The organism is Streptomyces sp. SID486, from assembly GCF_009865385.1.
In the GTDB taxonomy this organism is placed as follows: Bacteria; Actinomycetota; Actinomycetes; order Streptomycetales; family Streptomycetaceae; genus Streptomyces.
In genome coordinates, this window is the sequence record NZ_WWJT01000524.1 from 1 (window position 1) to 14,225 (window position 14,225).

11 protein-coding genes and 1 pseudogene are annotated in these 14,225 nt (G+C 73.4%); 7 read left to right on the forward strand and 5 right to left on the reverse strand.

Annotation, left to right across the window (positions count from 1 at the left end; translation table 11 throughout):
- Positions 1–384: 384 nt before the first annotated feature.
- Both GT045_RS24155 and GT045_RS24160 read right to left on the reverse strand, forming a co-directional pair.
- A complete protein-coding gene (locus GT045_RS24155) occupies positions 385–804 on the reverse strand; it encodes an SRPBCC family protein (RefSeq protein WP_161335422.1) in 420 nt (139 codons plus the stop codon).
- A gap of 28 nt (positions 805–832) precedes the next feature.
- Complete coding sequence (locus GT045_RS24160) at positions 833–1,849, reverse strand: aldo/keto reductase (protein WP_161335423.1); 1,017 nt, start codon at positions 1,847–1,849, stop codon at positions 833–835.
- Between the two features lie 142 nt (positions 1,850–1,991).
- On the opposite strand from GT045_RS24160, the gene GT045_RS24165 reads away from it, so the two are divergent.
- The 4 genes from GT045_RS24165 to GT045_RS24180 all read left to right on the forward strand — a co-directional run bounded on the left by GT045_RS24165 (position 1,992) and on the right by GT045_RS24180 (position 5,137).
- The gene (locus GT045_RS24165) at positions 1,992–2,894 is read left to right on the forward strand and encodes a LysR substrate-binding domain-containing protein (protein WP_161335424.1); all 903 of its coding nucleotides are present in this window, start codon (positions 1,992–1,994) and stop codon (positions 2,892–2,894) included.
- Positions 2,895–2,967: 73 nt separating this feature from the next.
- Positions 2,968–3,468, forward strand: coding sequence for a helix-turn-helix domain-containing protein (locus GT045_RS24170; protein ID WP_161294557.1), 501 nt, complete (start codon positions 2,968–2,970; stop codon positions 3,466–3,468).
- Positions 3,469–3,572: 104 nt separating this feature from the next.
- On the forward strand, positions 3,573–4,079 hold the full coding sequence (locus tag GT045_RS24175; RefSeq protein WP_161294555.1) for an SRPBCC family protein: 507 nt from the start codon (positions 3,573–3,575) through the stop codon (positions 4,077–4,079).
- Entirely contained in the window at positions 4,079–5,137 is a 1,059-nt protein-coding gene (locus tag GT045_RS24180) for an LLM class flavin-dependent oxidoreductase (RefSeq protein WP_161335425.1), read from the forward strand. The genes GT045_RS24175 and GT045_RS24180 overlap by 1 nt, the downstream gene beginning before the upstream one ends.
- Positions 5,138–5,284: 147 nt before the next feature.
- On the opposite strand, the gene GT045_RS24185 is transcribed toward GT045_RS24180, so the two are convergent.
- From GT045_RS24185 to GT045_RS24195, 3 genes are all read right to left on the reverse strand, one after another.
- Positions 5,285–6,643 carry a beta-1,3-glucanase family protein gene (locus tag GT045_RS24185; RefSeq protein ID WP_161335426.1) on the reverse strand — a complete coding sequence of 453 codons (1,359 nt, stop codon included), beginning with the start codon at positions 6,641–6,643 and terminating at the stop codon, positions 5,285–5,287.
- A gap of 522 nt (positions 6,644–7,165) precedes the next feature.
- Entirely contained in the window at positions 7,166–8,389 is a 1,224-nt protein-coding gene (locus GT045_RS24190; RefSeq protein ID WP_161335427.1) for a beta-ketoacyl-[acyl-carrier-protein] synthase family protein, read from the reverse strand.
- Entirely contained in the window at positions 8,386–8,694 is a 309-nt protein-coding gene (locus GT045_RS24195) for an acyl carrier protein (protein WP_202528903.1), read from the reverse strand. Before GT045_RS24195 ends, GT045_RS24190 begins: the two co-directional genes overlap by 4 nt.
- 754 nt (positions 8,695–9,448) lie before the next feature.
- Between GT045_RS24195 and GT045_RS24200 the strand changes: the two genes are divergently transcribed.
- From GT045_RS24200 to GT045_RS24205, 3 genes and pseudogenes are all read left to right on the forward strand, one after another.
- Complete coding sequence (locus GT045_RS24200) at positions 9,449–10,669, forward strand: cytochrome P450 (RefSeq protein WP_161335428.1); 1,221 nt, start codon at positions 9,449–9,451, stop codon at positions 10,667–10,669.
- A gap of 44 nt (positions 10,670–10,713) precedes the next feature.
- Positions 10,714–10,839: pseudogene (locus GT045_RS40750) on the forward strand (carbohydrate-binding protein); the annotation flags it as partial.
- Positions 10,840–11,080: 241 nt separating this feature from the next.
- The coding region (locus tag GT045_RS24205) for a bifunctional nitrate reductase/sulfite reductase flavoprotein subunit alpha (protein ID WP_161335429.1) at positions 11,081–14,225 on the forward strand (3,145 nt) is incomplete at its 3' end.

Below are 14,225 nucleotides of genomic sequence, written 5' to 3' on the forward strand. Positions count from 1 at the left end.
GGCCCCGCCCTCAGCCCGTCTCGGCGGCACCGGCCGTGCCGGGGTTCGCCGGCCGGGCGGGTCGCTGCCGAGGGGTGGTGACTCGCATACGGGTCCCTGGACGGTCGGGCGGACGGAGACGGGTCCAACGTCCCATGGTCCCGTGTGCCGCCGGGAACTCCGCCACCCGAAGCGGTGATAAGTCGTACCGCCGGGCGGGCCGGCCCCGGTGGTGCTCACCGGGCCCGCCACGTGAACCGGCCCCGCCCTGTGAACGGGCCCGCCCCGTGAACCGGCCCGCCCCGTGAACCGGCCTCACCCCGTCAACCGGCCCAACACGTGAACCGGTTCCGTCGCGTGAGCCGGCCCCGCCCCGTGAACCGGGGCCGCGGGGGGCGCGGCGGGTCACTTCCGTACGGTGTGCTCGAGTGCCGCGAGCCCGTCCGTGTAGATGCCGTGAAAGAGTGCCTCGGCCTCGCCGTCGCCGACCCCGGCCGGGACGAACGTCCCGGACCACTCCACCCGGGACGCGCCGGGGGTGCCGGGCACCTCGTGCACGGTGAGCGTGGACAGGTAGCCGGCGACCGGGAACGGAGCCTGTTCGATGGCGTAGGAGTAGGTACGGGCGGCGTGGTCGAAGGACCGGAGGCGTTCGACGATGGTGCCGCCGTCCTGGTTCGTCAGACGGCGGACCCTGCCGCCTTCGGTCAGCTCGCTCCGGGTGATGTAGGGGAGCCAGTCGGGCAGCGAGCCGAATCCGCCGATCAGTTCCCAGACGGCGTCGGGGGACACGGGCAGGTCGATGGATGCGGTGGTGGAAGCCATGGGGCCGTTCCTCGGTTGCGGTCGGGGGTCAGACGGCGGGGGTGGGGACGGGGGCGTCGGCGGCTATGAGCTTCTCCTCGCGCAGGGCGCTCCAGAAGGCGGCCGGCACGCTCTCGCCGAGCGCGGCGACGTCCTCGGCGATGCGGCTGGGCCGGGTGGCGCCCGGTACGACGGCCGCCGTCGCGGGGTGGGCCAGGGCGAACTGGAGGGCGGCCGCCTTGATGCTCACGCCGTGCTCGGCGGCGAGGGCCTTGAGCCGTTCGACCTTGGCGAGGATGCCGGCAGGCGCCTTCTGGTACTCGAAGTGCCGGCCGCCGGCGAGGACGCCCGAGCTGTACGGCCCGCCGACGACCATGTCGACGCCGTTCGCGGTGGCGGCCGGGAGCAGGCGCTGCAGCGACCGCTCGTGGTCGAGCAGCGTGTAGCGGCCGGCGAGGAGGAACGCGTCGGGCCGCGGCTCGTCGAGGTCGAGGGTCAGCTCGATGGGCTCCACGCGGTTGACGCCCAGGCCCCAGCCCTTGATCACACCCTCGTCGCGGAGCCGCTGCAGGACCCGGAATGCGCCGGTGCGGGCGCTTTCGTAGACGGCGAGCCACTGGTCGCCGTGGAAGTCCTGGGCGACGTCGTGCACCCAGACGATGTCGAGGCGGTCGGTCCGCAGGCGCCGCAGGCTGTCCTCGATGGAGCGCAGGGTGGCGTCCGCGGTGTAGTCGTCGACCATCTTGTGGGGGCGGCCGTGCTCGAAGAGTCCGCCCTTCTCGCCCAGGTCCCGCGCGGCGGGGTCCTCCGGTTCGTCGAGGACGACCCGGCCGACCTTGGTGCTGAGCACGTACGCGTCACGCGGCCGGTCCGCCAGCACCTCGCCGAGACGCATCTCGGACAGGCCCGCGCCGTAGAAGGGGGCGGTGTCGAAGTAGCGGACGCCCGCGTCCCAGGCGGCCTCGACGGTGGCGGCGGCCTCCTCGTCGGGGATCGCGCGGAACATGTTGCCGAGCGGTGCGGTGCCGAAGCCCAGGGGAGCCGGGAGCAGGGACTTGATACCCATGGAGAAGATCCTTCTGTGGTACGTGTCGCGGAGTTCGTGCGGTTCTGTTCGCCTCCGCGGCTCTTGCTCCCACCACGCTAGGATCGGAACATCAGACTGTCCAAGACTTACTTGGACAGAGTTGAGTCCTGGAGAGTCTTACGTGCTTGACCTGCGACAACTCCGATACTTCGTGACCGTGGCCGAGGAGGAGCACGTCGGCCGGGCCGCCGAGCGGCTGCACATCTCGCAGTCGCCGCTGAGCCGGCAGATCGCCCAGCTGGAGAAGAACCTCGGCCTGACCCTGTTCGAACGCACCCAGCAGCGCATCCGCCTCACGTCCGACGGCCGGATCTTCCTCTCGGAGGCACAGGCGCTGCTGCGGCACGCCGCCCGCCTGGAGAACCTCGGCCGGCGCCTGGGCCGTGGCGAGGAGGGCGGCCTGTGCGTGGGATACGTCGGCGACGCCATGCACACCGGCGTGCTGCCCGGCGCGCTGCGCGCCCTGCACGACGAACGGCCCGGCATACACGTCGCCCTGTACGACTTGCCGGCGGCGGAGCAGTTCGAGGGCCTGCGCCAGCGGAGCCTGGACATCGCGCTCGTCCCGCAGGCGCCCCCGGAGGACGATCCGGACCTGCGCTGCGCGCTGCTGCTGGAGGATCCGCTGCGTCTGGCCCTGCCGGCCGGACACCCGCTGACCGAGCGGTCCGAGATCCGGCCCGCCGACCTGGACGGACAGGCGTGGATCGCCGTCGAGGACAACCGGACCCCGGACTGGCGTGACGCCTTCGTCGCCGCCTGCGCCACGGCCGGCTTCACCCCCGACATCCGGCTCGAAGCGCCCGGGCCGCTCACCGCGCTCGGCCTGGTCGCGTCCGGTCTGGGCTGCGCCCTGGTCCAGGAGAGCATGTCGCGCACCACCGTGCCCGGGGCCGACGTGCGCGAACTGCCCTGGCTCGACGCGTCGGTACGCCTGTGGGCCGCCTGGCACCGCACCGACCTGCGTCCCGTCGTCGCGTCGTTCCGCGCGACCGTGCTCGGCACCCGGGAGAACCGGCCGTGACCTCCTCCCCCGGCGGGCGACGGACGGCGTACAACTGCTGAGTCTCTTCGTGAGACTCTCTATCATCGAGGGCATGAAACGAACGTCGTTCGCCAACTGGCCGTGCTCCATCGCGCGGACCCTCGATCTGCTGGGTGACCACTGGACGCCCCTCGTCGTGCGGGAGGCGTTCTACGGCATCCGCCGCTTCGACGACTTCCAGCGGGAACTGGGGATCGCGCGCAACACCCTGACCGACCGGCTGCACCGCCTGGTGGACGAGGGGGTGCTGGCGAAGCGGCTCTACGAAAGCGAGCCGCCGCGCTACGACTACGTCCTCACGGAGAAGGGGCGCGACCTGTTCACCGTCCTGGCCACGATGTCCAGGTGGGGCGACCGCTGGCTGGCCGGCGAGGAGGGCGTCCCGGTCGTGTTCCACCACGAGGCGTGCGGCCACGACACCGCGGCCGAGGTGGTGTGCTCCCAGTGCCGGCGGCCGCTCGCCGCCGAGGAGACGTCGATGCGGATGGGACCCGGCTATCCCGAGCGGCTCAGGCGGCGGCCGGACGTACGACGCCGGTTCGGGACCGCCTGACCCCCGCCCTCCCCCACCACCCCGTCACCAGCGCCCTTGACAGCTAAGTCTCATGAAGCAACCCTGGTGGTCACATCGGTCGATCGGCGAGGAGGCTGACGGACGTGGAGTGGACGGGCGCGCGCTACGCGGACAGACCCACGGTGGAGGTGCGGACCTGGATCGACGCCCCACCGGACCGGGTGTGGCAGCTGGTCAGCGACATCACCCTGATGCCGGCCCTGAGCGAGGAGCTCAGGTCCGTCCACTGGCTCGACGGTGCGGACGCACCGGCCGTGGGCGCCAGGTTCGTGGGCCACAGCAGGCACGAGGCGCTCGGCGAGTGGTCGACGACGTCACATGTGGTCGAGTGCGAACCGGGCCGCGTCCTCGCCTGGGCGGTGCAGGACCCCGACGAGCCCGCGGCCCTGTGGCGCTTCCGGCTGCGGCCCGAGAACGGCGGGACGGAGCTGTCGGAGTGGATGCAGCTGGGCCCCGGGCGCTCCGGACTGTCCTTCGCGATCGACCGGATGCCGGACAAGGAACAGAAGATCGTCTTCGTGCGGCTGCGCGAGTTCGAGCGCAGCATCACGGCGACGCTGGAGCACATCAAGCAGCGGGCGGAGGCGTGATGCGCACCGCCACCACGGTCGAGGCGTCGGGCGGCGAGAGCTGGTCCGGAACGGCGGACTTCGTCGTCGAGGCGGAGAAGCTGGGCCTGGACATCTGCTGGGTCGCCGAGGCGTGGGGCTCCGACGCACCCGCCGCCCTCGGCTACTACGCCGCGCTCACCGACCGGATGCTCCTCGGATCCGGTGTCATCCAGCTGGGCACCCGCACCCCGGCGGCCGTCGCGCAGACCGCCGTCACCCTGTCCAACCTCTCCGGGGGACGCTTCGTGCTCGGCCTCGGAGCCTCGGGCCCGCAAGTGATGGAGGGGTTGCACGGGGTGCCGTTCGCCCGGCCGCTGCGCCGTATGCGGGAGACCGTCGAGATCGTCCGGCAGGTGCTCGACGGCGGCAAGCTCGCCTACTCCGGAACGGAGTTCACCATCCCGCTGCGCGGCAGCGAAGCGGTTCCCATGCGGCTGTCGACGCGGGCCGAGCACCGGATCCCCCTGTACCTGGCCGCGCTGTCACCCGCGATGCTGCGTCTCACCGGAGAGGTCGCCGACGGCTGGCTGGGAACCAGCTTCGTGCCCGAGGGCGCGGCCGGCGCCTACTTCGCCCACCTCGACGAGGGCCTGGCCCGGGCCGGCAGGACGAGGGGCGACCTGGACGTCTGTCAGGGCGCCGAGGTCGCCTTCGCGCCCGACGAGGAGGCGCTCGGCGCGATGACCGCCCGGCGCAGGAAGGAACTGGCCTTCAGCCTCGGGGGTATGGGCTCGGCGTCCACGAACTTCTACAACAACGCCTACAGCCGCCAGGGCTGGGCCGACGTCGCCGCAGAGGTACGCGAGCGGTGGCAGGCGGGTGACCGGGACGGTGCCACGGCCCTGGTGACCGACGACATGGTGCTGGGCACCACGCTGATCGGCACCGAGGCCATGGTGCGCGAACGGCTCCGGGTGTGGCGGGCCGCCGGCGTCGACACCGTACGGCTGTACCCGGCCGGTGACACCCTGGAGGCCCGCCTCGCCACTCTGGCCAGGGCGATCGAGCTGGTGCGCGAGGTCGAGGACACCCCCTGAGCCGGACCGCTCTGCGGCGAGACCGGCCGAGCCCCGCCGGGCCACGGCAGCGGGGTCGCGGCAGGGCGGGACGCCGGTCCCGCCGGGGCCGGCCGGCTCGGTGGGTCCGAGCCGGCCGGCGCCGGCGTTCAGACCGTCACCGGCCGGTCACCAGCCGACGGCGACCAGCAGCCACTGCGGGTCGCCGTGGGAGATGAAGGAGGACTGGCCCGCGACGTCGTCGTAGGGAAAGCCGTACGCGAGGTGGTTGAGGGCGTTGTCGTGCCAGAACCTGGCGTAGTAGTTCGCGGGTGCCGCCTTGTAGTACTGGGCGGGGTCGCCCTGCTGGGAGGCCGGCAGCGTGGCCACATGGCGGTTGAGGGCGGCGCACATGTCGGGGGCGGCGGCCAGGGAGGCGGCACATCCGAAGATGTCCGAGGTGGCCGCGTCGACACCGACGGACTGGGCGTAGGCCGTGAAGTAGCCGGAGTTGGCGCCGCCCGCGCGGAAGCTCGGGTCGCTGCCGGGCGCGATGATCCGGTACGGCGCCTGTGTCCGGGCCAGTACCTTGAACTGGTCCGGCACCGCGTCGGTGAAGCGCTGGAAGGTGGTCGCGCGGTCCTCGGCGAACGTCTGCCTGTTCTCGCCGACCTCGACGTCGTAGCCGTCCTTGGCGTGCAGGCGCATGGCCAGCTTGAGACCGAAGGCGTCGACGCGGGTGGTGTTGCCGTTGAAGACGTTGTTGCCGACGGTGAACTCGATGAAGTCGTAGTAGGGGCTGTCGGGTGAGCCGAGGTGGAAGTACATGCGGCCCGCGGAGTTCGCCGGCATGTCGAGATAGGGCTGCTCGGCGATGGAGTGGACCTGCCCGTTGAAGCTCCAGTACACCTGGCTGTCGGGGTACTTGCCGTTGGTGCGGTTGAGGATCTTCACCTCGACGGCGTTGCTCGCGGGCGGGATGTCGCCGGTGCTGCCCCAGAAGTCGTCCGGCGGGGTGGTGGTGCCGCCGGGGCCGTAGACCTGGAACTCCCAGAGGGAGTAGCCGTACTGGGTGGCTCGCGTGGTCCCGAGGACCCGCACGTAGCGGCCGCTGCCGGTGACCGCGAGGTTCTGGGTGCCTCCGGTGGCCGTGCTGGTGGAGTAGCGGGTGGTCCAGTTCTGCGCGTCGGTGGACGTCTGGATCTGGAACGCCTTGGCGTAGGCGGCCTCCCAGGCCAGGGTGACGCGGCTGAGCTGCTGGGTGGAGCCGAGGTCCACCTGGAGCCACTGGGGATCGGCGAAGGCGGAGGACCAGCGGGTTCCGGAGTTGCCGTCGACCGCGGCGCCCGCGGGGAACGTCCCGTTCTCCACCGAGGACGCCGTGGCGGGCCGCCCCTGGGAGAGGAACTGGTCGGCGGCCCGTGCGGGCGACGGTGTCAGCGCGGCGAAACAGGCCGCCAGCAGGATGACGGCCAGGGCGAGCGCGGTGCGGGAGCGGGCGGTGGCGAGGGGTGGTCGGGATGCGGGTGGTCCGGCGGGTATCGGCATGCGAGGTCTCCTCAAGCCGGGTCGGCGTGCGGGGGTGCGGGAGCAACAGCAGGCGTGAGAGCGCTCTCTCCGGGTTGTAGTCCCACCCGTGCCCGGCGTCAACAACTGAACCCGAAATCACCGGAGTTCGCCTCCGGGGTGACCGCTCCGAGGCAGTCCGTTCGAGCCCTGATCGCCGAGGGGGCCCGCCTGGCCCCGTCCTTTCACCACTTGACGCACACCACAGGGCCGGCCGAGCGCGGAAGCCGGCCGGGGAGGGCCAGGACGGTGGCCGAGCGGCGGCCTGGCCGGTGTCGGGGCGGGGAGACCCCAGGCGGCGGCCGAGCGGGAGCCTGGCCGGTGTCCGGGCGGGAAGGCCCCGGACGGTGGCCGAGCGGGAGCCTGGCCGGTGTCCGGGCGGGAAGGCCCCGGGCGGTGGCCGAGCCGGAGCCTGGCCCGTGTCCGGGTGGGGAGGCGGCGGGCGGCCGTGTGCGGTGGGCGTGTGCGGGGACGGGAGTCCGCCGTCGGGGGGGCGGCGCGTGGTCAGACGGCTTGGAAGACGAGGGCCGCGTTCTGTCCGCCGAAGCCGAACGACGTGCTCAGCACGGTGTCCATCCGGCAGGCACGGGGGGCCTTCGTGACGATGTCCAGGTCGATGCCGGGTTCCGGTGTGTCGAGGTTGGCGGTCGGGTGAACGCTCTGGTGCTGGAGCGACAGGACGCACACGGCGGCTTCGACGGCACCCGCGGCCCCCAGGGAGTGGCCGAGGACGCTCTTGGTCGCGGTGACCGGCGGCGGTTGCCGGAAGACGCGGTGCAGCACGGCGGCCTCCGTGCGGTCGTTCAGCGGTGTCGACGTCGCGTGCGCGTTGACGTGGTGGACGTCGCCGGGTGCCAGGCCGGCCTCCGCCAGCGCCTGCCGCACCGCGCCTGCGGCACCCTCGCCCTCGGGATGCGGGCTGGTGGGGTGGTACGCGTCGCTGGTGGCGCCGAACCCGGACAGCAGTGCTCTGGCCCTGCCGCCGCGGGCGCGTGCGTGCGCCGCCCGTTCCAGTACGAGCACGCCCGCGGCCTCCGCTAGGACGAAGCCGTCCCGGCCCGTGTCGAAGGGACGGGACGCGCCCTGCGGGTCGTGGCAGCGGGTGGACAGCGCGCCCAGTTTCCAGAAGCCCGCGCTGGACAGCGGCCCGCAGGCGCTCTCGGCGCCCCCGACCAGCACGATGTCGCACATGCCGCCCAGCAGGAGCTGCCGGCCGACGCCGATCGCGGTCGCACCGGACGCGCAGGCGGTGCTGACACCGAGCCCCGGCCCCTTGGCGCCCACGTCGGCGGCGACCTCACCGGCGGCCATGTTCGGCAGGGCCCGCGGGACCGTGGTGGGCGAGATCTTCTGGTACGTGCCCGAGGCCAGACAGCCCGCGGTGCGCAGGTCGGTGTCACGGCTGCTGCTGCCCACCCCGATGACCACGCCGACGCGTTCGCCCGCCCACTCCCCCGGTGTGAGACCGGCGTCCCGGACGGCCTCCCGTGCGGCGATGACGGCGAGGTGGATGAAACGGTCGGTGCGCCAGCGCAGCCCGCGGCCGAGGGCCGCCGCGAGTTCCCCGTCCCCGACCCGGCAGCTGAAATCCACGGGCAGGCCCGCGAGGCCGGGGTCGGTGGCGGCCGTCGGTGCCCCGGCGCACAGGCGCTGCCAGGTCGCGGCGGCGCCGACCCCTGCCGGGGTGACCAGACCGATGCCGGTGACAACGGTCTGGGCCCCCTTCATGTGTCCGCGCCCGCCGGTGCGGCGGCCAGAGTGCGCAGGACGGCTCGGGCGGACTCGTCGGCGAACCGCGCGACGTAGTCGGCCACCGCGGCGACGGTGACCCCGGGCCCCACCGGCATCGTGTCGTCCGTGAGGGGGACCTCGATACCGGTCTCCTCCTCGACCACGACGAGCAGTTCCGCCAGGGCGATCGAGTCCAGACCCAGCTCCTGCAGATTGCTGTCGGGGCTCAACTGCTCCGGATCCATCTCGAAATGGCGGACGATGAGCCGCATGAGCGTGTCGGCGAACAGTTGGTCGGCCAAGGACTGCTCCCGGGGAGGAAAAGAAGTGGTGAGGCGGACGGACAGCCAGCAAAGCGCACGCGCGGCGACGCGGTCGACGAAGGGCGGGCGCGTGTCGGCGAACAATGACCGTGTGGTCTACGGCGACCCGCTCGGCGCTCCGCTCGTTTCCTGGTGTGCCTCGGTGCGGGCGATCTCCCGCCGGGTGCGAGCGGGCGGGCTCTCGCGGGGTGCGGAGCGACCGATTTCCCGGCGGCGTGCGGAACGGCCGACCTCCCCGGCGGCGTGCGGAGTGGCCGACTTCCCGACGGCGTACGGAGTGGCCGACTTCCCGACGGCGTACGGAGTGGCCGACTTCCCGACGGCGTACGGAGTGGCCGACTTCCAGGCGGCGTACGGAGTGGCCGACTTCCAGGCGGCGTACGGAACGGGCGATGTGCCCGGGGGTGCGGGACGGGCGCCGGGAAGGCGCGGCAGCCCCCGCCTGACGGTCGGCGCTGCGACGGCGCCCTCCCCACCCCTCGGCCGGCCGGAAAGGCCCGCGCACAAGGCCCGACGGCTCGGCTCCGGCGCCCGCCCGGCGGCTTCTCGTTCCCCGCGTCCTGCGCGCACCCGCGTGAAAACCCGGGACATCCGTTCCGCGTCCCGCCCGTCATGTGCGCTGTTCAGCAGAATGAGCGGGATGCCGTGGCGATCACCGGAACGAGCGGGTCGTCGTGGCGACCGGATCCCCGGGGCGTCTGCGGCAGGCCGAGGAACGACGGGCGGGACCTGAATGGACACAGCCGGTACCCTGATCGACTGCCTGATGCGGCAGTTCCCCTTCGACGTCTCCGCCGAGGAGTTCGTCCAGGACCCGTACCCCTGGTACGAGGAGGCGCGCCGAAGGCACGGCCCCGTCCACCGCACGCGGTCGGGCGACCTGGTGGTGCTCGGCTACTTCGAGGCCCAGGCCGTCCTGCGCGACCCGCGGTTCGGGCACGGCGCCCAGACTGCGCAGGAGCCGACCGGTTACGGTGTGCCCGCGCGGACGTTCCTGCTGACCGATCCACCCGGCCACACCCGGCAACGCGAGCGGGTGCGGCGGGCGTTCACCGCGCGTGAGCTGCTGTCCCTGCGCCGGACGATCGGGGAGACGGCGGCGGACCTCGTCGCCGCGGCGGCGCGGTCCGGCACGGCGGACGTCGTCGCGGATGTCGCCCGTCCGCTGTCCGCACGGGTCGTCGCGGACCTGATCGGGGTGCCCGAAGACCTCCGCGACCGCTTCACGCGGGCGGCCTCGCTCCTGGTCCGCGGCATGGACCCGCCCGAGCTGATCGACCCCGGCACACAGGAGAGCATCGCGCGGGCGCGGCTCTGTCTGGCGAGGGACATCGGGGCGGCCCTGCGGCGCCCGGACTCCTCGGGGCTGTTGCGCGGACTCGCGCAGGACGCGGACGGCCCGGCGGCACGCGCCGAGACCGTGGCCACCTGCGCCCAGCTCGTCGCGGCCGGGTACGAGACGACCGTGGGGCTGATCGGCAACGGGATGCACGCCCTCCTCGGGCACCCCGGCGAGCTGGCACGGCTCACCGCCGGCGGCCACTCGGAGCAGGTGACCGGTCGGGCCGTGGAGGAACTGCTGCGCTTCGATCCGCCCATCCAGCTGGCGCCCCGCAGCGCGCTGGTGGACGCCGACATCGCGGGTACGCCCGTGCCGCGCGGCGCCGTCGTCTCGGTCCTGCTCGGCGCGGCCAACCGTGATCCGCGGGTCTTCCCGGAGCCGCACCGCCTCCGGCTCGACCGGCAGCCCCGGCACCTCGCCTTCGGGCTGGGCAGTCACTACTGTCTCGGCGCCGCCCTGGCCCGCCTCGAAGCCACCGCGGCGCTCCGGCAGCTGCTCCGCCACCGGCCCCGGCCGACCGCCGACCGGGTGACCTACAGTCCCGCCCGTGTGGCCCGCAGCGTGCGGAGCCTGCGGGTCCGGCTGACTCCGGAGGCGGACGCCAGGCCGTAGGTCCGCGCCTGCGCACGCCGGCCGGGCCGGCCGGGCCCCGGCGGGGACACGTGGCCCAGGCGGGCGACAGGGTGACGTACGGCGGGGCCGCCTGGCGCTGTCCGCAAGGCCACCGGGCCCGGCCGGGCTGGGAGCAGCCGGACCCCCCGGCACTGTGGCAGCGGGTGTGAACACCCGCACCGCCGGACCGTCCGGGCCCGGGTACGTCCGTCCCAGCGCCCGGACCGTCGCGCCGCACGTCCACGCCCTCACACAGTGCCGCCCCGGTGTGTGCGGGGGGCGTAACCCCGGACGCTCCCGGCGTGTGACGGGCCGGAAATTCGATCTCCCTACGGTGCTGGTCTCGGGGCTGCCGCCACCGGCGGAACGGTCCCGGCCCGGCAAGGCACACACCGGCGGGATGGGACAGCGGTGGCATCTGGTTCGGCGGACGGCAGTGTCCGCACGGTCTGCTCGTACTGCGGCGTCGGCTGCGGGATCGTGCTGGACGTGACGCGCGATCCCGCCGACGGCCGCCGCCGTGCCGCGAAGGTGTCCGGGGACAAGGCGCACCCGGCCAACTCCGGGCGGCTGTGCACCAAGGGGGCGACGAGCGCGGACATGATGGCCGCTCCGGGGCGGATGTCCCGCGCGCTCGTCCGTGCGGAGCGGGGCGCGGCGGCGGTCGGGACGGACGTCGACGAGGCCGTGGCGTCGGTCGCGGCCCGGCTGCGGGCCATCCTGGACGAGCACGGGCCGGACGCACTGGCCTTCTACGTGTCGGGGCAGATGTCCCTGGAGGCGCAGTACCTGGCGAACAAGCTGGCCAAGGGGTTCGTGCGCACCCATCAGATCGAGTCCAACTCGCGGCTGTGCATGGCCTCGGCGGGCTCCGGTTACAAACTGTCGCTGGGCGCGGACGGTCCGCCCGGCTCCTACGAGGACTTCGACCACGCGGACGTGTTCCTCGTCATCGGCTCCAACATGGCCGACTGCCATCCGATCCTGTTCCTGCGCATGATGGACCGGGTGAAGTCGGCCGGCGCCAGGCTGATCGTCGTCGATCCGCGCCGCACCGCCACCGCCGACAAGGCCGACCTCTTCCTCCAGATCAATCCGGGGACCGACCTCGCCCTGCTCAACGGCCTGTTGCACCTGCTGGTCGCGGGCGGCCACACCGACGAGGAGTTCATCGCCGAGTTCACCGAGGGCTGGGAGGAGATGCCCGCGTTCCTCGCGGACCACCCGCCCGAGAAGGTCGCGGAGATCACCGGCATCCCCGAGAGCGACATACGCCGGGCCGCGCAGCTGATCGGCGAGGCCGGCGATTGGATGAGCTGCTGGACGATGGGCCTGAACCAGTCCACCCACGGCACCTGGAACACCAACGCCCTGATCAACCTCCACCTGGCGACCGGTGCCCTGTGCCGACGGGGGTCCGGCCCGTTCTCGCTGACCGGTCAGCCCAACGCCATGGGCGGGCGCGAGATGGGGTACATGGGCCCGGGGCTGCCCGGCCAGCGTTCCGTGCTAGACGCCGCCGAGCGGGCCTTCGTCGAGCGGCTGTGGCGCATCCCCGAGGGCTCCCTGCGCGCCGAGGCAGGGCGCGGCACGGTCGAGATGTTCGAACGGATGGGCGCCGGTGACATCAAGGCGTGCTGGATCATCTGCACCAACCCGGTGGCCTCGGTCGCCAACCGCAGGACGGTCGTCGCCGGCCTGGAGGCCGCCGAACTCGTCGTCGTCCAGGACGTGTTCGCCGAGACGGAGACCACCGCGTACGCCGACGTCGTCCTGCCCGCGACGCTGTGGGCGGAGTCCGACGGCGTCATGGTCAACTCGGAGCGGAACCTCACCCTCGTACCGGGGGTCGTCGACCCGCCCGGACAGGCGCTGCCCGACTGGCGGCTCATCGCCGAGGTGGCCTGCGCGATGGGGTTCACCGAGGGCTTCACGTACGCCTCGGCCGAGGAGGTGTTCGAGGAGCTGAAGCAGGCGTGGAACCCCGCGACGGGGTGGGACCTGCGCGGTGTCACCTACGACCGGCTGCGCACCACGCCGGTGCAGTGGCCGGCGCCCGCCGTCGACGGCCCGGACCGCAACCCGGTCCGCTATCTCAACGACGGCGTCAGCCAGACCCTGCTGGAGCGCGCGGACGGCACCCGGCCCCGGCTGGCCTTCCCCACCGCGAGCGGGCGCGCCCGGTTCTTCGCGCGTCCGCATCTTCCGGCGGCCGAACTCCCCGACGACGAGCACCCGTTCGTGCTCAACACCGGACGTCTGCAGCACCAGTGGCACACCTTGACCAAGACCGGCAAGGTGGCCAAGCTCGCGAGGCTGGACCCGGGTCCGTTCGTGGAGATCCATCCGGAGGACGCCGCGGCGCTCGGTGTCGGTGACGGCGACCACCTGGAGGTCGCCTCGCGTCGCGGTCGTGCCGTCCTGCCCGCCGTGGTCACCGACCGGGTGCTGCCCGGCAACTGCTTCGCCCCCTTCCACCGCAACGACCTGTTCGGCGAGTACCTCAGTGTCAACGCCGTCACCAACGACGCGGTCGACCCGGTCTCGTTGCAGCCCGAGTTCAAAGTCTGTGCCGTCGCCCTCACCCGGACGGCCTCCCCCGTCCCGGGGGGCCGCCCGGGCACCCGGCCGGAGGACAGCACCCAGCCGGAGGACACCCCCGTGACCCCTGCGCCCGTGCCCTCGCCGGCCGCCACCGCGGACTCCCCCGTGGAGGCGCTCGCCACGCTGTTCGGCGTCGGGCAGCTCACCCCCGCCTCCCTGGCCGAGCCGGAGCGCCACTACCTCTCCGGCTATCTGTCCGGCCTCGCCCTGAACCCGCCGTCCGGGGGGCGCGTCCCCGTGCTGCCACCGGACGCGCCTCTCGGTCCGGAGCACACCCGGTGGGTCGACGGCGTCCTCGCCGGGATGTTCTCCCGCACGGCCGGAGCAGGCCCCGCCGGGGAACCGGCGCGGACACCGGCGCCGGACACCGGCACGGCCGCGGCGGCGCGCCGGCTCCTGCTCGTGTGGGCCTCCCAGACCGGCACCGCCGAGGAGTTCGCCGCCGGTGCCGCCGCGCACCTCGCCCGGGCGGGCCTTGCCCCCGAACTGCTGCCCATGGCCGAGGCGCACCCGGCCCGCCTCGCCGCCGGTGCCGACGTGCTGCTCGTCACCAGCACCTTCGGTGACGGCGAGGCCCCGGACAACGGCACCGCCTTCTGGCAGGCGCTCTCCGCCCCGGACGTCCCCCGGCTGGAGGGGATCCGGTACGCGGTCCTCGCCTTCGGCGACTCCAGTTACGACGACTTCTGCGGTTACGGCCGCCGGCTCGACGAACGCTTCGCGGCGCTCGGCGCCACCCGCCTCGTCCCGCGCACCGACTGCGAGCCCGACTTCGGGGAGAGCGCCGGGCGGTGGCTCGGGCAGGTGGTGAGCGCCCTGGGCACGGCCGGCGACGCCGGGACCGCCGGCGCGGGCCCGGGGACGGGCGTGGCCGCCGACGCGAGCCCGGGGACGGGTATGGCAGGCGCGGGCCCGGGGAGGGGTGCGGCAGGCGCGGGCCCGGGGACGGGCG